Source organism: Rickettsia sibirica 246 (assembly GCF_000166935.1).
Taxonomy (GTDB): domain Bacteria; phylum Pseudomonadota; class Alphaproteobacteria; order Rickettsiales; family Rickettsiaceae; genus Rickettsia; species Rickettsia rickettsii.
In genome coordinates, this window is sequence record NZ_AABW01000001.1 from 857,654 (window position 1) to 875,511 (window position 17,858).

Below are 17,858 nucleotides of genomic sequence, written 5' to 3' on the forward strand. Positions count from 1 at the left end.
ACAACAGAAATAATCATATTATTATTAATTAAGAAAATCATGACCCCAAAAACAACCTCTTTAAACTTTAGCCGTTTAAATTGTCAAATCCCGAATTATAAAACTAAAATTCTAGAACTTAGCAAGGAACGTGAGTCAAGTTCCATATATATAGATTTTGTTCAAAAGTTTTTAAACTATATTCCGATAGATTATGATTTTGAGAATAGAGCAAAATTATTCCAAAATTTTGCAGATGAAGCCTTTAAGTTTTTTAAGCAAAGGATAGCAAGAACAAGAAAAATAGCAATAACAAAGGCAGTTATCGAAAATGATCCGGCAATAAATGTCTTGATATTACTTGATAATAAGCCGCATATTGTTGATTTTATCATATGTCTGCTTAAAAATATGAATTTGCAAACTAAGTTTTTACTCCATCCGGTAATAAACTGTGTCCGAAATAGTAAAGGAGAATTAGAAAAAATATTAGCAAATTCTGTGTCGGATGAAAAATCAGAATCAATGCTACATTTAACCATTTTAGGAAATTTTGACGATAAAACTACTACATTTTTAACCGAGGCTATAAATGAAAGATTAGAAAAGTTAGAGCAAAGCTATAGCTATTTACCGCAATTACGCACAAAATTACAAGATTTATCTAAAAATATAATTGATAATTATAAATTAAATTTTAAAGAGGCTAAAGAATTCTTAAATTGGTTACAAAACGATAATTTGGTTTTATTAGGGACTCTTGATTTTGAAGTAAAATCTTTAAAATTAAGCAATGAAATAGGAGCAACAAAAATATGGCAAGAAGTAAAAGACGAGATTGATGATATTATAAAATGTTCTGCTAATCCTTTATATCAAAATCAATTAATAATACTCGGTAAAATAAATAGTGCGTCGCTTATCCATTCAGATAATTTAATCGACTATATCTTAGTGAAAAATTTTGACTCTTCGGGTGAATATATTTCGGGAAGTATAATTTTCGGTATATATAATTCAAATATGTATTACCATTCAATAAGTAATATTCCAATCCTACGACAAAAATTTAATTTTGTAATTGAGAAAGCCGGTTTTGCATTATCTGGTTATAATGCTGATAAGTTAAGAATTTTAATGGAGTCGTTACCGAGAGAAGCTTTAATACAAATTGATCAAGGTGATTTATATTGTATGTGTTTACATATGCTCTCAAGTATGATGAGTAAGAAGCTTAAATTATTTATTCAATATGATTGGTCTAGTTCTTTTCTTAATATCATAATTTTTCTGCCACGAGAACGTTTAACGGCTGAAATCCATAATATGATAGATTGTTATTTAGCAGAAAAATTTGGTAGTAAAATTTTATCCAACTATATCACCGAAGTAGCCGGTAATTTTTCTTATCTTTTTGTAACGCTTGAAGCACAAGGGGAACATAAAATAAATTTTGAAGCAGAAATAATACAGCACGATTTAGATCGTATCTCTACATGTTGGAGTGAAGATTTTTATTTTAAGTTTTCTAAAAAATTCGGCGAATATCAAGCGGGTATTAATTTAAAGCTTTTTGATAATGTTTTTTCGGCAGATTATCGGCAAAAATTTTCTCCGGAAATAGCTTTAGTAGATATTGAATATCTAACGGAAGCAAGTAAGTCACAAAAATGTATGTTTAATCTAGTTTCTGTAAATGAAACGGAATTTTACTTAAAAATATATAGTCCAAAAGTAAAACTTGCACTTTCTAACATATTGCCGCCAATAGAAAATTTAGGTTTTAAAGCAATTGATGAACAAACTTTTGCAATTAAGGAGGCTCTCGAAATCAAAGAAAGCTGGATATATAATTTTATCTTAACTTCTATTGTACCTGTAAAGGATAATATTACCGAATTAAAAATAAATGTTGAAGAAGCTTTAGACAAAATGGCACTTGGGATGCTTGCTAATGATTCTTTAAGTAAATTAATAGTGCTTGCCGGTTTTAATTGGAAGCAAGTTAAACTCGTCAAAGCTTTAACAAGATATTTACATCAAACGGGATTTAGTTACGGTAAAGGCTATGTACAGTTAACGTTACTTAAACATCCCGAATATACAAAAATGTTGGTAAATCTATTTGATATAAAATTTAATCCTAAACATTCGGATAATAATTGTGACGTAATTAAAGATAAACTAAATAATTACTTAGTAACCGTTGAGATGAGTAGTGAAGATAAAGTACTACGTAATATGCTTGGTATAGTTAATGCTATTACTAGAACAAATTACTATCAACCACATAAACATATTTTTTCATTTAAGTTTGATTCTTCAAAAGTACCGGATTTACCTAAACCTGTTCCGTTTGCCGAAGCATTTGTTTATTCTAGAAATTTTGAAGCTGTTCATTTAAGAGGCGGTCCCGTATCACGCGGAGGGCTTAGATGGTCGGATAGAGCAGAAGATTATAGGCTTGAGGTCCTTGGGCTTATGAAAGCACAAATGACTAAGAATTCTGTTATTGTCCCTGTCGGTTCTAAAGGTGGATTTTATGTTCATTTTACTGAGGAAGGGCTTACTCGTGATGAATATATGGAAAAAGTGGTAGAGTGCTATAAGAATTTCCTTAGAGGTTTATTAGACATAACTGATAATATCATTGACGGTAAAGTAGTACATCCAAAAGACGTTATTATTTATGATAAAGAAGATCCTTATTTAGTGGTTGCTGCCGATAAAGGTACAGCCTCATTTTCGGATTATGCTAATAGTGTGGCAAGAGAATATAATTACTGGCTTGATGATGCTTTTGCTTCCGGTGGTTCTGCAGGTTACGATCATAAAAAAATGGCTATTACTTCCAAAGGAGCTTGGATTTCCGTAACTAATCACTTTAAAACTTTAGGGTTAGATGTCCAAAAAGACCCTATTACCGTCGTAGGTATAGGAGATATGTCGGGAGATGTGTTCGGTAACGGTATGCTCAGATCAGAGACTATTAAGTTAGTTGCTGCCTTTAATCATAAACATATATTTATTGATCCTACTCCTGATCCTTTATCAAGTTTTAATGAGCGTTTGCGTTTATTTAATTTAAAGGGGTCTAATTGGTCTGATTATGATTCTAAGCTTATTTCTAAAGGAGGCAAAGTATTTGAACGCAGTAGTAAATTAATAAAATTATCGCCAGAAATTAAAAAATTACTTGATATAAATGATAATGAATTATCACCGGAAGAATTAATTAAAGCTATTTTAAAAGCAGATGTTGATTTATTGTGGAATGGCGGAATAGGCACTTATATCAAAGCTAAAACGGAAAATAATTTAGAAATCGGTGATAAAGCAAATGATAACCTTAGATGTAACGGTGAAGAAATTAGAGCAAAAGTTATAGCAGAAGGCGGTAATGTTGGGGTATCACAGAGAGGTAGAGTTGAATATGCTAAAAAAGGCGGGCGCATAAATGCTGACTTTATTGATAATTCAGCAGGTGTTGATTGCTCCGATCATGAGGTAAATATCAAGATTGCTTTAAGTAGTGCGATAACCTCAGGAAAAATTACTTTAGAAGAACGTAATAAACTTCTAAACGATATGACAAAGCAAGTTGAAGAGTTAGTATTACTTGATAATTATAAGCAAACCGAAGCAATAACAATTATGCAACTATCTCCTACTTTAACTGTTAATATACTTAGTCAATTTATAGATATTTTAGAAGAAGAAAAAGTATTAGAGCGGGAAAATGAATTCTTGCCTAGTGCAGAAGAATTGAATAGCAGAGCTATGAGCGGTGAAGTATTAACTCGTCCTGAGCTTTGCATATTGCTATCATATAGTAAGAGATCTGCTTATCATGAGTTAATTAATTCTACTTTTTCCCATGATCAATATTTTGATGCATATCTTATAGATTATTTTCCTGAAATGATGCAAAAAAAGTTTCGTAATGAAATTTTATCTCATCCACTTAAACATGAGATTATTAAAACCGTTACTATAAATAAAATAATGAATCAGCTTGGAGGACCGCTTATTAGTATTGTAAAGCGTGAGATTGGGGCTCCTCTTTGTGATATAATAAGGTCATATACCATTATTTGTGAAATTTTTGATCTTGATGATATATGGGAAACGATAAGTAAGCTACCTACTAATATTGATTACAATGTAAAAATCGACATGTTTACCGAAATAACGAAATTAATGCGTCGAGGTATTTCGTGGTTTATTAAAAATTTAAAACATCCTATTAATATTAGTGAAACTATAGAAGAGTTTAGAGTTCCTGCACAAAACTTAAGAAAAACGGTAGATACTTTATTAGTCGGAGAAACTAAAATAAGATTTGAAGAAAAATTAAATTATTATACCACTAGCGGGGTAGAGGAATCATTGGCTGCTACTATCGCTACATTTGACAATTTAATTTCAGTATTTGACATTATATATGTAACAAAACAGACTTCAGGGAATAATAAAGAGATAGCAAAAGTTTATTTTGTTATAAGTGATATGTTTAGTCTTGATTGGTTACGTAAAGCTTGTGATAGGCAATTGAACGATTCATTTTGGCGTCGCTTAGGTATTCAATCGCTAAAAGATGATTTATATGACAAACAACGTAGATTATTAATAAAAATAATTAATAAATCTAAAACAACTATTGATTTAGATTTATGGATTGATAATAATAATAACTTAGTTAGAAATTTGCTTGATTTTATTAAAGAAATGAAAGCTCAAGAAACTATAGACTTAAATATAATTATTTTAGCAAACAAGAAATTTGAAATATTCTTACAGAAACTTGAGTAAATTATGTCGTCAATGCTTAAGCAAATTAGGTTAGATTTAGGTAAAACTTTAAATCAGGTATCTAGTGATTTAAAAATTAGAAAAAAATATTTAGTAGCTTTAGAAGAGGGTGATTTTGATGTTTTACCGGGAGAAGTATACGTAAGAGGTTACTTAAAATTATACTTGGATTATCTTAATGTAAAAGATAGAAATGCAGAGCAGATAGAAGCTACTAAACAGAACGAAACCGAAAAATTATTAAATAATAAAAGAGCTACGGTGATAAATTATAAACGTAAAAAACAATTAGTACTTATATCTATTATAATGTTATCAATTATTATTGTAAGTCATCCATTCATAATTAATGCTTAAACGAAAATGGATAATGAAATATTAGACTGCTTACAGAATGAAGCTAATAAAGAGGCATTTGAAGGAGACACGGAACGCGGCACCGCAGCGTACATAGACGTACGTGAGGATGCGAGTACAGGATCGACGTACAAATTACCTTTAGAAGCAAGTTATGTAAGCAGTCTAAAGAAATTAATGGAAGAAGTAGAACATAAACTCGATGATTTGTTGAGTATGCTTGTAAATAATCAAAATGAAGTTCAAAAATTACAAAACGAAAATAAAGTATTAAAAGATAATTATATAATAATGCTAGATCGAATTAACACTTATATTAATGAACTTGAAGAAATAAAAAAACAGCAAAAATAATTATGTCAATTGTTACGGTAACATTAAATAACAAGAGTTTTCAATTATATTGTAATAATGGAGATGAGGAAGAATTACTATCTTTAGCGAATAAATTGAATGATAAAATAGCGGAAATTAAACTTGGTAGTCCCACAGCCTCTTTTGAGCTATTATTAGTTATGGCATCACTTAATGCACAAGCTGAAATAGCTAGTCTAACAGAAAAACTTAATAAAAATGGTCTTCAAAAAAATCATCCCGACGAAGAAAAATTCGCAGAAACCTTAACTACTATAGCAGGTTACCTAGAAAACCTTGCACGTAAAATGGGAAAGTGATATATTAACTATTAGCTGCTTGGTTCGTGAGCTTAATATTAACCTAGGACTACCACTAACTTTTAGGACATCGTCCCTGTCTAATACTAATTCAGTTTAGATATATGAAGTCCACCTTTACATAAAGGTCTTTGAAGGATTTTAAGTAACGGCCAAAGCGGTCATGTATACTCGTTTGATTTGAAAAATTGGCTACGTTGTCTTTTGCTGATAATCCTCACGTACTAGTATGTACACTGCGGTTATCAGCTTCAAAACGCCTTGCTCTTTTCCAAATTAAACTTCGTCGTCTACCTACTTTTCGTTTACTCACAGTATACCTTTAAAATGAAACAAACAAAATCACGCAATAAAGTTCTCGGTGCTTTTTTAGGCACTATTATTGAATATTACGACTATAGTTTATATGGTTTTTCAGCGGCAATTATCGCTGATAAATTCTTTTCAGCCAGTACTGATCTATTAACAAAGCTTGTAAATGTTTTTGCCGTTTATGCAGCAGCATATTTATCAAAGCCTATGGGTGCTTATATTTTTGGACGTATAGGGGATATATACGGTCGAAAAAAAGCCTTAAGTTTTACGATTATCGGTATTGTAATCCCTACCTTAATAATAGGTTTATTGCCCGATTATTCCTCGATAGGAGTTTGGAGTACAATAATTTTAGTTTTATGTCGCTTCATGCAAGGTATTTTTATTGGAGGGGAATATGACGGTGCAGCGATTTATGTTATTGAACATTTAGGAGCAAAATACCGATTTACTGCCTCGGCAATAACTAGATGTACAGGAGTAATGGGTTTATTATGCGGAATCGGTGCAACTAATTTCTTTAATTCTCATATTTTTCCGGAGTGGGGTTGGCGTATTCCGTTTTTACTAAGTTTACCACTTGCATTAATAACTCTTTATTATCGCCGGAAATTTGATGAAACACCGGAGTTTAAAAAAGCACACTATAGCCAAGATTCTATTGAAAAACTTAGCTCTATAATTAAAAAGCAATGGAAAAATATTGCACGGTTAATATTTTTAGCCGGAGGTTTTGGAGCAACATATCAAATTGCGATCATCTTTATGAAGCAATATTTACCGATCGTATTACCTTCAGTCGGTATTATTATGAGTGCTTTTTCGGTCTTAATAGTAATATGTTTTGCTGTTTGCATGCCGATTGCCGGTTTTATTGCCGATCGCTTAGGAGTTAATTCAGTATTAAAAATCGCATTTATATGTACTATTACAGCAAGTGTATTTTTTGTGATAGCAGTAAAATATCAAATGACTAATTTAGGGCTTGCAGCTAGTTTAATGTTAGCTGCATCAGTTGCACCTTTTAATTCTCTTGCTCATAGTATAGTTATTAAGTCTTTTGTAGTTAAAGAACGCTATCGTGTTATAAGTTTAGGACATAATATCGGCTCAATGTTAATGTCCGGTACTGCTAATTATATTTGTGCAAAGGTAATAAAATCATTTGATTTTAACCTATTCCCGATTTTATATCTTTGCATGTTTGCCGTACTTGCTTATTCTATGACCATATTATTTAACCGTAATAGGTAAAAAATAAATCTTGACGGTAACTTTAAATGTTATGCATAAAATTTTTCATAAATCTATAATTTTTATTATCTTATGTATACAAGGAAATATTAGTTTTACCGATGCAAACGGAAGTATATACGTTAGATATTGGTAATTGCAAAGAATGTAAATATAACTATGAAGATCATTTGGAAGAATTGTTGAAGCAAGAAATTTCTTTAGCAATGCAGAAGAATGGTTTAAGAGTTAAGCTATTGCACAACAAAGATATTAGAACACAAAAGCTTGATGATTTAGTATCTCGTTTCCGTAGCTCCTATAATAATACTTATACTGCTTTATATACGCCTTTATTATGGCCTGAGGTGAACCTGTTATAATGTTAGGAGAAAAAACAGGAGCTGATATATTTGTATTACTTAATTATGTGCAAATGATAAAGACTAATGGAGCTCGTACACATGACTTTTTAATGAGTGCTTTGGGTTGTTCAGTAAGTAATGCAGATAATATATTTATGTCTATAGGAATAGTAGAAGCAAAAAGTGGTAGAATATTATGGACAAATGCAACGCCCCAAGCACAACCATTTAGTAGCTCTATTTTCTCTTCTTGTGATAAATCAGAAATTGGCAATTTTTATTCAGTAATAAATATGCTTTTATCTCCATTATAAACTGAATTTTGTGTCGTTCAGGGTTGGTTGGTGTGGCTTATTATTCCTCTCTGTCATTCCGTGATTTATTCACGGGATCCAGTAAAACATATAGTATGGGTAGACAAAACACATCTAATTTAAGTGCATAAACTATAAATCATTTTTATCAAATAGGAAAAATTCACCTATTTCAGGGGTAATCAACTTATTTTCATCAATATTATGTTTTTTTCCGATCTCTTTAAAAAGATTATCGTTATAACCCGAATCACCTATAAAACAAATATCTCCTATCTTAGTTTTAATGATCAAAGTTCCCCATAATGCTTTATTTTTATCAAATATTCCTCTAGCCGACCAATGCTATGTCGGTTCTAAATAAAATTCTACATCGCCTTTAATTTCATCTTCTTAGAAACTTTTTGAATTTAGCTGTATTTCTTGTTCTTTATATGACTCTTCCCACCCTAAGGTAACAATTTCTGCATCGGTAATATGTTTTTTGATTATTACGTCATTCATTAGCGGTGTAATAATCTTAGGGTTATCCTGTACCCATAAATCTTTAATTGTTCTGATGTCTAAATGGTCATAGTGATTATGGCTTATTAATATAACATCTATTTAAGGTAAATTGGTAAAATTAATACCGGGTTTTACCACTCTCGTTGGTCCTGTAAAAGTAAAAGGACTAACCCGCTCCGACCATACCGGATCGGTTAAGATATTTAAACCGTCTATTTGAATTCAAAAGGTTACATGTCCTACGTAGGCTACTCGTACAGCGTCATCTCGATCGCTTGATACTAATGAATTTCGTGGAACTCGTCTGTATCACGTACTAATGTACACTGTGCAGACTCGTCCTTAAATTCATCTTGTCTGAAGCGATCGAGATTTAGCTGTGTATTTTTACTGCTAGTTATTTTTTGTGGTGGAATATCAGTGGAAGTAAACAGCAGTGTTGTCGGCCATTTTGGTCGTTTTGAAGTTATTTTCCATTTTAGAATATCAAGTAAGGTTTTAAGTTTTATATTAGGCTCAATATTGAAAAACATATTTGTATTTAGATAGACCTTCCTTTCGGTTTATTAGAGCTTTTAACTTGTTCAGCAAAAGATTTTGTCTTTTTATTTGTTGGTTTATGAATAAACCCTCTAGTTTTGTCTCCTATCAACATGGCTTCTTGCAGTATATCTTTTGGTAGTTTAGCTATAGATGCCGATATTTCCGGAGTTTGTTTTATTTCTACCGTTATCTTTTTTGCTTTATTTATATCTCTGCCTATTACTTCATCTAGTGGAACATTTTTATAATCTGCAAGAGCAACAATTGCTCCCATATCAGGCATTTTTGTACGACCATCTAGAAAATTTTTCCACGCTGTTTCATGAGTACCTGTTTTTTCACTTAACTTATACGGGGTTATATTGTCTGTTTCTAATATATTCAGTACAAATTTTTTAAAATTATTTCTAATTTCTTCTGGATCATCTTTATTTGTTTCTGATATATCGTTAATCCGATTAAATCGTTCTTTTGACCTTATATCTTCACTCATTATTTGTTCCTGTAAAATTTACTCCTAAAAATTGAGAGTTAAAATAACTTCATAGATAGTCTCTTAGACTTATTTATTAATATATAACTAATAAATAGTAAATAGAAGATAATTATAATGAAAATAATAAATTTAAGCTATTGAATTAAGTATTTAGGTCTTATATATGAAATTTAAATTAATCTATTTTCACTTTTTTTGTCACAAATTATAAAATTTTTCTGTAGTATGAGCCATGTCTGTTCCACTTCTTTTTCTATAAATTAAATTTCAGATGCAGAATCTAAGATATTTTAAAAAGATTATATAAATTAAAAATTGTTTTTTCTGCATCTTGATCATTTATGAATAAGGTAATTTTAACTTCTGATAATTGTATCATGTGAACATCTATATTATCGTTCGTTAACTTTGATAATATCGTTTCAAGTAATTTACAATCATTTTTAATCCCATAACCAATAAGAGAGATTGTAGCAATTTCGGTATCAAAAGTAAAATCTTGTATCTGCTTATCCTCTTTTAAATTAGTCAGTAAAGCTTGTAAATTATTTTTATCGGTTAAATTTGTAATAAAACTATATTCTTCATTATTTGTTTGCATAAACTCAATATGATTATTATTTTGTGTAATCATATTTGCAACTTGCAAAAAACTTAAAGATATGCTCTTTACAAATATTTTTAATAAATTTTTATTAGAAGTAATGCTGTTAATAATCCCATTCTCCATATTTTTATCCTTTGAAGTGATTAACGTACCTTCTGTATCCGGTGAAAATGTTGACAGAACACGCATATCTATTTTATACCGCATTACTAACTCTCCGGCTCTAGGGTGTAGTACTTTTGCTCCACTTGATGCTAGTTCTAACATTTCTAAAAAATCTATTTCTTTTATCTTCTTGGCATTTGGAATAATTCTTGGATCAGCAGTAAATATTCCCTCTACATCGGTATAAATATCACATCTATCGGCTTTCATAGCTGCAGCGATTAAGGCGGCAGTAGTATCAGATCCTCCTCTGCCCAAAGTAGTTAACCTATTGGATTTGTTAATTCCTTGAAAACCGGCTATTATAGGGATGGTATTTAACTGTAAATATTTTTCTAGTAAATCTGTAGTAATTGATTCTACTAAAGCTTTACTATGATTATTATCGGTGAGCATCGGTAATTGCCAAGCTAGAAATGATCGCGCCTTTATATCTTCTTCTTGAAGAGCGAGTGCTAGTAATGAAGCAGTGACTATTTCACCGCTAGAAAGTGCTACATCATATTCTGCAAATTGAGAAATGTTATTAAGGCTTGATACTTCATTACACAATGTGACAAGTTGATTAGTAACACCTGCCATAGCCGAAACTACTACAATTACTTGGTTATTTTTAGCTATTTCGGTTTTTATGATAGGAACGATTTTTTTTATTCTATCAATATTTGCAACGGAAGTGCCACCGAACTTTTGAATTATTAAGGCCATAAATAAAGAAAGCCTAATAGAATATTATGTTATATAATTAATTTCCGCCTGTCATCATCTAGCGCACTTACAGACATTATTGTGTGGAACGGTTTTCAATTGTCATCTCGCGACTTGATCGCGGGACCCAGCTTAAAATACTAACAATATTAGTACTTTAAATTATTTTTATGGGCCCTTTAGTCAAGCCACGGGGTAACCAAGTGGACTTGACCAATCAACGTAACAATGCCATAAAAAGCATTTTTCGTTCCACGTAACACTAGTAGATCAAATCGCAATACTTAAGTACTTGCAATTTCTTTAACATTCACGATTTTATGATTTCGCTTAGTTAAAAATTCTACTCTACCTTCTATCAAAGCAAATATTGTATGATCTTTGCCAAGCCCTACATTCGTTCCAGGATGAATTTTTGTGCCGCGTTGTCTAACTATAATATTACCGGGTATTACATATTGTCCATCGGCTTTTTTAACTCCCAGCCTTCGACCGGCCGAGTCTCTTCCATTTCTAGAACTACCACCGGCTTTTTTGGTTGCCATTTTATAATTCCTTTTAAGTTATTATTATTGTTTGGTAATATCTAATATTTTTAATTCCGTCAATTCTTGACGATGACCGGCTTTACGACGATAATTTTTTCTACGCTTTTTCTTAAAGACTATAATTTTATTATCTTTAAGTTGGTTAGTAATTTCAGCCGTAACGACAGCCCCTTTAACTATTGGAGTCCCAATAAAAGAAGGCTTTGAGTATTCGCCAATCATTAAAATTTGATCAAACTGAATTTTAGAGCCAAGTTCTCCATCAATTTTTTCGACTTTAATAATACTATTTCTGTCTACTTTATATTGTTTTCCACCTGCTTTTATAACTGCGAACATGAAAACTATCTCTTTAAAAATTTATAAATATTTATCGTATCATATTATTATATTAGAAATTAGTCAATGATCTTTTTTTATAGCAAATCTATTGTCGAATATCTATTAACACAAATATAATTGCGTATTGAGTTACCGCAGCAAATATTGCGGCTAGCAAATCATCAAGCATAATGCCGATACTGCCCTTAATATTGTTGTCCAACCAATTAATAGGCCAGGGCTTTACTATATCAAAAAATCGGAATAGACAAAAAGGTAATACGAAAAGTAATATAATATTTATTGTTAGCGGACTAAAATATTTAATTAAATACGATTCATTAGCAAATAAAGCGGAAAAAAATACTAAAACAATAGTTAGTATTTGCCCTACTACTTCATCAATGACCACTTCTTTAGGGTCTTCTGAATTTGTATAATTTAAATATATTTTAGTAAAATAAGTGCCGAGTATTAAGAGTATCAAACATAGGCTAAAGCTTATAATAAATATACTGACAAGTTGAGCTTCACCGAGAGTAAGACTTAAGAAAGGAATGATTATTTTGTTATTAACAATAAAATATATTAAGAAATAAGTTAGAGGGAAAGCAGCAATCGATCCAAAAGTGCCTGGGCAGTATTTTATTTTCCCGATATAAAAAAAAGTAGCAAAAAATTCTGAAAATTGTTTTTTAGTAAACATTTCTTTAATTATTTTATCCTAGATTAGAGTTATAATATCTTATATAATTAAATTTTAACTTATACAGCAAAAAAAATATCATGGGAATGAGCTTTAGCCATTTATTAATAGTTTTATTAATTATTTTTGTATTATTCGGTGCCGGCAAATTACCGCAAGTCATGTCCGATCTTGCTAAAGGTCTTAAAGCTTTTAAAGACGGCATGAAAGACGACGGTAGTGATAATGATAAAAATAAATAATTAATCTTTAGTTAGTGTCCCTTTGTCATCCTGTGGCTTGACCAGCCTTGTTGCATGGCTTGAAAAACCTACTCAATGTTTATTCCCGCTTCCGCGGGAATGACATCCTGAACATTCGTACAACACATGGTCAGGTCACTGAGTGACCAAGATACAACAACGCCCTAATTTCCTGAAACAGTAGAATATATCCCATTCTCTTTCCTAATAATATCATATCGTCTCTGAGCTACTCCATCGATGAAATAAATATTACCGGATAAACCTATATAAGGTTGTCTACTGTTCATTCTATTTAAAAACCTTTCAGATGCAAATTCATTGCCTATATAGTTTGCAGTCATACGTCCTAAATCATAAGAAAGAAGATGCATGAAGCCTATATGGTTAATACCTAAGTCTTTTGCCCTATCCGGAACGTTGCTATTGAGTAAATTTAAAGAGCCGGTAAAGCTAATATCGATATTTTCAGGGTAATCGATATCAATACGATGATCACCGATTAAAATAGCCTTTTTATCTAAATTATATTTACGAATACTATCAGCAAGTAGGTTTAAATTTTTTGGATCGTCTGATAGATAAATAACCGGTTTTGTCGTGTCGCTATGTTCATTTATAATATCGGTATTGTCTGAAATATTTCTTGCGGCTTTTGCTATAGATTCAGGATTATCCTCATAAAATTCAGTGCGTGATAATGATGCATTGTTCTGAATCAATATATTTTGCATTACTTGACTAATAGTTTGCGAATGCTTCCCTTTAGGTAATAATGCCATAAAATCTTTATGGTTGTTACTTGCGTAATAATTAATGATACGTATCAGTGGTTTTAAAGGTGCATGACCGAATACAAATAATTTATCTTCTGCAAGAGCCGGATTATTTGACATAGTTATTATAATAATATCATTTGCCTTTGCTTTTTCGGCTATTAGAGAGGTAAAGTTAGAATATAGAGGACCTAAAATAATCTTAGTTTTACGTGCTACTATTTTATCCATAGCAGCTAAAACGTTTTTTTCGTCTGAACCATCGTAAGAAGTAACATGTATGTAAGATTTGATTCCGTCGTTAAGTCCCATTTTAATTAAATCTTTATATTGTTTCCCGACAATACTATCAGGACCCTGATTTGGCATTAAAATTGCAATCTCAATTTCTGTTTGTTCTTTTTTAGGAAAACTTATAGGTTCTTCTTTAGGAGTTTGACAGGACGTTAAATATATCAAGCAAAAAAATGATAGAACGATTCGTAGTTTATGTTTTATACTAGCCATAATGTTACTTAAAATTAAAAAACTATGATTAGATATCTTTCCAAACCGGGATTATATATTGTTTCAACACCGATCGGTAATTTTGAAGATATAACGCTTCGTGCTATATCGACTTTAAAAAATTCGGATATTATCTTATGCGAGGATACTAGAATATCACAAAAATTGCTAGCAAAACATGATATTCATACAAAATTACAAATTTATAATGATCATAGTGACGAGAAAGATAGAGAAAATATCATAAGTTTAATAAAATCGGGCAATATAATAAGCTTAATTTCTGATGCAGGGACTCCTTTAATTTCCGATCCCGGCTATAAGTTAGTTAGAGGTATACGCAATCTTAATTGTCATATAGACGTAGTACCGGGAGTATCTGCACCGGTTACTGCTCTAACTTTATCGGCTCTTCCTACTGATCAATTTTTATTTCACGGGTTTTTACCTAAAACTATAGAAAGTAAGAAAAAGATTTTTTCTGAACTAGTAAATCTTAAGGCTACTTTGATTTTTTTTGAAACGGCTCCTCGTTTGATAAATACTTTATCGGTAGCTAAGGAAATACTAGGAAACCGAGAAATATGTGTAGCTCGTGAGTTAACTAAACTGTATCAAGAAATAAAAACAGGGGATATAGATGAAATAATAGAGTTCTATCAAAATAATATTTTAAAAGGTGAGATAGTATTGTTGATTTCAGGAAATATACAGGAACAAAACCAATACAAAAATTTAGAAAAATTTATAGAATTTTGCTTAAGTAAAAACTTAAGTAGCAAAACTACTACCGAACTTGTTTATGACAAATTCAAAGATGTTTATAGTAAAAAAGAGATATATAGATTGGTGAATAAGCAAAAGATTTAATATAAATTTATAGTAGAATATTTACCTCAGAATATGCTAAAATAAAGAGAAAATCACATTCAGTAACATAATAATATGTCAAAAGTTAATCCGAGAGTAGATTTAGCATTTAAAAAAATCTTCGGAGTAGAAGAGAATAAAGATTTATTGATATCGCTTATTAATTCGATAGTAAGTGAGAAAGATCAGATTGTAGAAGTAACATTACTTAATCCGTATAATCCAAAGCATTTTAAAGCCAATAAACTATCTATACTTGATATAAAAGCCAAAAGTAAAAGCAGTAAAAGGTATAAATCGAAATCCAAGTAACCGATGAAGTGGATTACGATAAAAGAGCTTTGTATTACTGGGCGAAAATGTATACGGAGCAACTGAAAGAGGGATCAGATTATGTGGCATTAAATAAAACAATAGGGATACACATACTTAACTTTACCAGTATTACAGATACAGATGAATATCATAATTCTTTTCAGTTAAAGGAAATAAAAAGTGGTTTAGTATATTTTAAAGATATAGAGTTACATACGATAGAGATTAATAAATTTGCTAAGCATCCTAAGGAGGAGTTATCTGATGTTGTCAGGAAAGTTAAAAATGCTTTAGATATATGGCTAGCATTTTTAACACGTAATGATTTATTAAATAAAGATAATTTACCGAAAGAATTGGATAATGATGTATTGAAAAAAGCATTAAACGTGCTTGAGGTAATAAATTTAAATGATGCAGAAAGAGAGGAATATGAAAATCGTTTAGAGTGGCTTAGAATTGCAACTAGTGCTTTTAAAAAGATGAAAGAGGAAGGAAGAGCTGAAGGCGAAGCTAGAAGAAATATTGAAATAGCAAAAGAAATGCTAATTGATAAAGAGCCTCTAGAAACAATAATTAAATATACTAAACTTTCAAAAGAAGAAATAGAAAAGCTAAAAGCAGAAATCGATGAGGCGGAAAAATAAAAAGTCGTCTGCGATATATACTCCGAGTAAATGAAGAATCGGCAGACGACCCATTATAAAAAACAGTATATTTAGTTAGCTGAGCTGTGAGGACAGCCGCAACCTTTTTGAGGCTTATTGCTTTCTGCCGAATCTTTAAGTTTTTTACCGGCTGCCTGTATATCTTGACCTGCACCTTGCATTGTATTACAAGCACTTGTTAAGAAAGCTACAGCTACTAATATAGAAGTTATAAGTGCTGAACGCATAAATTTTACCTTTATCAAATTGAGCCTAGATCTAGATATTATGAAGTAAGCAAAAAATTGTCAACTTGAAAATATATTAAAATTTAAAGTATTTGTACACATCACTTAGCCGTATCTTTATAATCACATAAAATATTTTGTTGATAAAATATTAATTTTTAATATTTCTTTAAGAATTAATATTTAAAAGATTTATAAAATGAAAGAAAAATCAACGATCAATGGAAAGACGTACTATCTTGTATGAAAGACGGTGTCTTAGATTGTACAAATTTAGAGGGAATAAGCTTACAAGAGATTTTTAATTTTCTTCAAAATCCTTATATAGTAAAGGATAAAATTATCGCTCTTGATATATCAACTTATGAACATTGGAAAGAAGTAAATGATTTTATTTTGCAATTAAATGATAATTCATCTTTTAAGCCCCAAACTATAGAAATTTATACCTTCTAGATATATGGAAGATATTTTGAATTTAAGATTAAAAACAGGCATAAATATTACTAATCATATTGATGTTAATATGACAGATCGCAGAAAAGAGGCTTTATTAAAAAAATTCTTAGAGAAATTTAAAAAAAATAATTTTACTAAAGATGAAGAACAGTTAAGTCAAATTATAAAAGCTGTATGTAAAGAAGATAAAACCCCGGATGGAATCGAAATGCAATATGGGCGAGCTTTACGGCTTGGTTCTAAGTATAATTTCAGTAAAATAGATAAACAATATTCTGATGGGTATTTTTAAAAAGTTACAAGAGACACAAATACAAAAAGTAAATTCAGAAATTCATCATTATAAACAGGAAGATGATTTACATTTTTATATGGTAAAAGTTAACGGAGCGAATATGTCTGCTTGGCAAGATTTTTTGGGTAAGCAGAGTAGCTTTCAAAGTTCTTATCAAGGTAATGATCTGGTGATAAAAATTTTTAAGGGGAAGTATGCCTTTTCCGCTAGCTTAGATTATCATGATCAAGGCTTAACCGATGTATTATGTAGCCGTTGTTTCCAATAAAATATGACTCGCGTGATACTTCATCTATAGAGATGTTTATAACCATGCTGACTTCTCAAAATGCAAGCTTTATTTCGCATTCTGGTATAGCAAGACTTCCAATATATCAAGAAAAACCTTTTATTATAAAACATAAAAATCTTGCAGTTAAACTTCATAGTTTTATTGCCGCCTGTGCCAAAGATATTTATTCTAATAAAAAAGAATATATGATTACTGTACCGGTACAAGAAATGACACAAATAATTCTTAAAGAATATGAGAAAAAAGGAGTTTTAGATAAAATATATATAGGACATCAGCAAGAAAATTTAGATAATAAACAAACCCCTATAAAACTTATTGAGGATAATGACAAAACTTTATTTAGTCTTTATGATAAAAACGGTAATATATTACATGAATTAACTAGTGCACAAATGGAAGGAGAATTCGCTTGGTTTTGCAAACATCCGTATCTATGCAGGGGGCAAGGTAAAAGGTGCACCGTTCGTTACTTGTCATTTAGAAACATTAGCAACACTTGATCCTAAACCTAATTCTATAGAACATGAATATTATTCAGAAATAATTGGTAATTT

At 30.6% G+C, this 17,858-nt stretch carries 24 protein-coding genes and 1 other RNA gene; 16 read left to right on the plus strand and 9 right to left on the minus strand.

The window, feature by feature from the left end:
• Positions 1-39 precede the first annotated feature (39 nt).
• From RSIB_RS01790 to RSIB_RS01760, 8 genes are all read left to right on the plus strand, one after another.
• A complete protein-coding gene (locus tag RSIB_RS01790) occupies positions 40-4,791 on the plus strand; it encodes an NAD-glutamate dehydrogenase (RefSeq protein WP_004997446.1) in 4,752 nt (1,583 codons plus the stop codon).
• 3 nt (positions 4,792-4,794) lie between these two features.
• Complete coding sequence (locus tag RSIB_RS01785; RefSeq protein ID WP_004997448.1) at positions 4,795-5,148, plus strand: helix-turn-helix domain-containing protein; 354 nt, start codon at positions 4,795-4,797, stop codon at positions 5,146-5,148.
• 6 nt (positions 5,149-5,154) lie between these two features.
• Positions 5,155-5,502, plus strand: a complete 348-nt coding sequence (locus RSIB_RS01780) for a palindromic element RPE1 domain-containing protein (protein ID WP_004997450.1) — start codon at positions 5,155-5,157, stop codon at positions 5,500-5,502.
• A gap of 2 nt (positions 5,503-5,504) precedes the next feature.
• Complete coding sequence (locus RSIB_RS01775) at positions 5,505-5,822, plus strand: cell division protein ZapA (RefSeq protein WP_004997454.1); 318 nt, start codon at positions 5,505-5,507, stop codon at positions 5,820-5,822.
• Positions 5,823-5,831: 9 nt separating this feature from the next.
• Positions 5,832-5,990, plus strand: a non-coding RNA gene (gene ssrS / locus RSIB_RS08035) — 6S RNA.
• Between the two features lie 159 nt (positions 5,991-6,149).
• A complete protein-coding gene (locus RSIB_RS01770; RefSeq protein WP_004997456.1) occupies positions 6,150-7,391 on the plus strand; it encodes an MFS transporter in 1,242 nt (413 codons plus the stop codon).
• 101 nt (positions 7,392-7,492) lie between these two features.
• Positions 7,493-7,753: a hypothetical protein gene (locus tag RSIB_RS01765; RefSeq protein WP_004997459.1), complete on the plus strand. Its 261-nt coding sequence runs from the start codon at positions 7,493-7,495 to the stop codon at positions 7,751-7,753.
• Entirely contained in the window at positions 7,753-8,049 is a 297-nt protein-coding gene (locus RSIB_RS01760) for a hypothetical protein (RefSeq protein WP_004997460.1), read from the plus strand. Before RSIB_RS01765 ends, RSIB_RS01760 begins: the two co-directional genes overlap by 1 nt.
• A gap of 132 nt (positions 8,050-8,181) precedes the next feature.
• On the opposite strand, the gene RSIB_RS01755 is transcribed toward RSIB_RS01760, so the two are convergent.
• The 7 genes from RSIB_RS01755 to RSIB_RS01730 all read right to left on the minus strand — a co-directional run bounded on the left by RSIB_RS01755 (position 8,182) and on the right by RSIB_RS01730 (position 12,650).
• Positions 8,182-8,343: a hypothetical protein gene (locus tag RSIB_RS01755; protein WP_004997461.1), complete on the minus strand. Its 162-nt coding sequence runs from the start codon at positions 8,341-8,343 to the stop codon at positions 8,182-8,184.
• A gap of 99 nt (positions 8,344-8,442) precedes the next feature.
• A complete protein-coding gene (locus tag RSIB_RS10495; protein ID WP_340139616.1) occupies positions 8,443-8,655 on the minus strand; it encodes an MBL fold metallo-hydrolase in 213 nt (70 codons plus the stop codon).
• 442 nt (positions 8,656-9,097) lie between these two features.
• Positions 9,098-9,592: a helix-turn-helix domain-containing protein gene (locus tag RSIB_RS01750; protein WP_004997468.1), complete on the minus strand. Its 495-nt coding sequence runs from the start codon at positions 9,590-9,592 to the stop codon at positions 9,098-9,100.
• Between the two features lie 283 nt (positions 9,593-9,875).
• A complete protein-coding gene (locus RSIB_RS01745) occupies positions 9,876-11,075 on the minus strand; it encodes an aspartate kinase (protein WP_004997471.1) in 1,200 nt (399 codons plus the stop codon).
• A 284-nt stretch (positions 11,076-11,359) separates the two neighbouring features.
• On the minus strand, positions 11,360-11,620 hold the full coding sequence (gene rpmA, locus RSIB_RS01740; RefSeq protein WP_004997475.1) for a 50S ribosomal protein L27: 261 nt from the start codon (positions 11,618-11,620) through the stop codon (positions 11,360-11,362).
• A 24-nt stretch (positions 11,621-11,644) separates the two neighbouring features.
• Positions 11,645-11,962, minus strand: a complete 318-nt coding sequence (gene rplU, locus RSIB_RS01735) for a 50S ribosomal protein L21 (RefSeq protein ID WP_004997480.1) — start codon at positions 11,960-11,962, stop codon at positions 11,645-11,647.
• An 88-nt stretch (positions 11,963-12,050) separates the two neighbouring features.
• Positions 12,051-12,650, minus strand: coding sequence for a phosphatidylglycerophosphatase A family protein (locus RSIB_RS01730; RefSeq protein ID WP_004997482.1), 600 nt, complete (start codon positions 12,648-12,650; stop codon positions 12,051-12,053).
• Between the two features lie 80 nt (positions 12,651-12,730).
• Here RSIB_RS01730 and tatA point away from each other — a divergent pair, with 80 nt between their 5' ends.
• The gene (tatA, locus tag RSIB_RS01725; RefSeq protein ID WP_004997483.1) at positions 12,731-12,892 is read left to right on the plus strand and encodes a twin-arginine translocase TatA; all 162 of its coding nucleotides are present in this window, start codon (positions 12,731-12,733) and stop codon (positions 12,890-12,892) included.
• A 164-nt stretch (positions 12,893-13,056) separates the two neighbouring features.
• Here the strand turns inward: tatA and RSIB_RS01720 are convergent, their stop codons facing one another.
• On the minus strand, positions 13,057-14,175 hold the full coding sequence (locus RSIB_RS01720; RefSeq protein ID WP_004997485.1) for a penicillin-binding protein activator: 1,119 nt from the start codon (positions 14,173-14,175) through the stop codon (positions 13,057-13,059).
• A gap of 24 nt (positions 14,176-14,199) precedes the next feature.
• Between RSIB_RS01720 and rsmI the strand changes: the two genes are divergently transcribed.
• From rsmI to RSIB_RS01705, 3 genes are all read left to right on the plus strand, one after another.
• Complete coding sequence (gene rsmI / locus RSIB_RS01715; protein ID WP_004997486.1) at positions 14,200-15,045, plus strand: 16S rRNA (cytidine(1402)-2'-O)-methyltransferase; 846 nt, start codon at positions 14,200-14,202, stop codon at positions 15,043-15,045.
• Between the two features lie 75 nt (positions 15,046-15,120).
• A complete protein-coding gene (locus tag RSIB_RS10250) occupies positions 15,121-15,357 on the plus strand; it encodes a PD-(D/E)XK nuclease family transposase (protein ID WP_004997489.1) in 237 nt (78 codons plus the stop codon).
• Positions 15,358-15,365: 8 nt separating this feature from the next.
• Positions 15,366-16,007 carry an Rpn family recombination-promoting nuclease/putative transposase gene (locus RSIB_RS01705; protein ID WP_279624975.1) on the plus strand — a complete coding sequence of 214 codons (642 nt, stop codon included), beginning with the start codon at positions 15,366-15,368 and terminating at the stop codon, positions 16,005-16,007.
• Between the two features lie 71 nt (positions 16,008-16,078).
• On the opposite strand, the gene RSIB_RS01700 is transcribed toward RSIB_RS01705, so the two are convergent.
• The gene (locus RSIB_RS01700; RefSeq protein WP_004997492.1) at positions 16,079-16,255 is read right to left on the minus strand and encodes an entericidin A/B family lipoprotein; all 177 of its coding nucleotides are present in this window, start codon (positions 16,253-16,255) and stop codon (positions 16,079-16,081) included.
• A 243-nt stretch (positions 16,256-16,498) separates the two neighbouring features.
• On the opposite strand from RSIB_RS01700, the gene RSIB_RS09880 reads away from it, so the two are divergent.
• The 4 genes from RSIB_RS09880 to RSIB_RS01695 are packed head-to-tail and all read left to right on the plus strand — an operon-like array spanning position 16,499 to position 17,804.
• Positions 16,499-16,711: a hypothetical protein gene (locus tag RSIB_RS09880; protein WP_004997495.1), complete on the plus strand. Its 213-nt coding sequence runs from the start codon at positions 16,499-16,501 to the stop codon at positions 16,709-16,711.
• 4 nt (positions 16,712-16,715) lie between these two features.
• Positions 16,716-17,006 carry a hypothetical protein gene (locus RSIB_RS09885; protein ID WP_004997498.1) on the plus strand — a complete coding sequence of 97 codons (291 nt, stop codon included), beginning with the start codon at positions 16,716-16,718 and terminating at the stop codon, positions 17,004-17,006.
• The gene (locus RSIB_RS06300) at positions 16,993-17,277 is read left to right on the plus strand and encodes a hypothetical protein (protein ID WP_004997500.1); all 285 of its coding nucleotides are present in this window, start codon (positions 16,993-16,995) and stop codon (positions 17,275-17,277) included. Before RSIB_RS09885 ends, RSIB_RS06300 begins: the two co-directional genes overlap by 14 nt.
• 44 nt (positions 17,278-17,321) lie before the next feature.
• Positions 17,322-17,804: a hypothetical protein gene (locus tag RSIB_RS01695; protein WP_192810440.1), complete on the plus strand. Its 483-nt coding sequence runs from the start codon at positions 17,322-17,324 to the stop codon at positions 17,802-17,804.
• Positions 17,805-17,858 lie beyond the last annotated feature (54 nt).

Bases quoted from the DNA above. Each gene is read 5' to 3' on its own strand.
- RSIB_RS06300 (WP_004997500.1), top strand. From the start codon at position 16,993: ATGGGTATTTTTAAAAAGTTACAAGAGACACAAATACAAAAAGTAAAT.
- RSIB_RS01760 (WP_004997460.1), top strand. From the start codon at position 7,753: ATGTTAGGAGAAAAAACAGGAGCTGATATATTTGTATTACTTAATTAT.
- rsmI (WP_004997486.1), top strand. From the start codon at position 14,200: ATGATTAGATATCTTTCCAAACCGGGATTATATATTGTTTCAACACCG.
- RSIB_RS01730 (WP_004997482.1), bottom strand. From the start codon at position 12,650: ATGTTTACTAAAAAACAATTTTCAGAATTTTTTGCTACTTTTTTTTAT.
- RSIB_RS01775 (WP_004997454.1), top strand. From the start codon at position 5,505: ATGTCAATTGTTACGGTAACATTAAATAACAAGAGTTTTCAATTATAT.
- RSIB_RS01770 (WP_004997456.1), top strand. From the start codon at position 6,150: ATGAAACAAACAAAATCACGCAATAAAGTTCTCGGTGCTTTTTTAGGC.
- RSIB_RS10250 (WP_004997489.1), top strand. From the start codon at position 15,121: ATGTCAAAAGTTAATCCGAGAGTAGATTTAGCATTTAAAAAAATCTTC.
- RSIB_RS01790 (WP_004997446.1), top strand. From the start codon at position 40: ATGACCCCAAAAACAACCTCTTTAAACTTTAGCCGTTTAAATTGTCAA.
- RSIB_RS01695 (WP_192810440.1), top strand. From the start codon at position 17,322: ATGCTGACTTCTCAAAATGCAAGCTTTATTTCGCATTCTGGTATAGCA.
- RSIB_RS01785 (WP_004997448.1), top strand. From the start codon at position 4,795: ATGTCGTCAATGCTTAAGCAAATTAGGTTAGATTTAGGTAAAACTTTA.
- tatA (WP_004997483.1), top strand. From the start codon at position 12,731: ATGGGAATGAGCTTTAGCCATTTATTAATAGTTTTATTAATTATTTTT.
- RSIB_RS01700 (WP_004997492.1), bottom strand. From the start codon at position 16,255: ATGCGTTCAGCACTTATAACTTCTATATTAGTAGCTGTAGCTTTCTTA.
- rplU (WP_004997480.1), bottom strand. From the start codon at position 11,962: ATGTTCGCAGTTATAAAAGCAGGTGGAAAACAATATAAAGTAGACAGA.
- RSIB_RS01765 (WP_004997459.1), top strand. From the start codon at position 7,493: ATGCAAACGGAAGTATATACGTTAGATATTGGTAATTGCAAAGAATGT.
- RSIB_RS01780 (WP_004997450.1), top strand. From the start codon at position 5,155: ATGGATAATGAAATATTAGACTGCTTACAGAATGAAGCTAATAAAGAG.
- RSIB_RS01720 (WP_004997485.1), bottom strand. From the start codon at position 14,175: ATGGCTAGTATAAAACATAAACTACGAATCGTTCTATCATTTTTTTGC.
- rpmA (WP_004997475.1), bottom strand. From the start codon at position 11,620: ATGGCAACCAAAAAAGCCGGTGGTAGTTCTAGAAATGGAAGAGACTCG.
- RSIB_RS09885 (WP_004997498.1), top strand. From the start codon at position 16,716: ATGGAAGATATTTTGAATTTAAGATTAAAAACAGGCATAAATATTACT.
- RSIB_RS01750 (WP_004997468.1), bottom strand. From the start codon at position 9,592: ATGAGTGAAGATATAAGGTCAAAAGAACGATTTAATCGGATTAACGAT.
- RSIB_RS01745 (WP_004997471.1), bottom strand. From the start codon at position 11,075: ATGGCCTTAATAATTCAAAAGTTCGGTGGCACTTCCGTTGCAAATATT.
- RSIB_RS09880 (WP_004997495.1), top strand. From the start codon at position 16,499: ATGAAAGACGGTGTCTTAGATTGTACAAATTTAGAGGGAATAAGCTTA.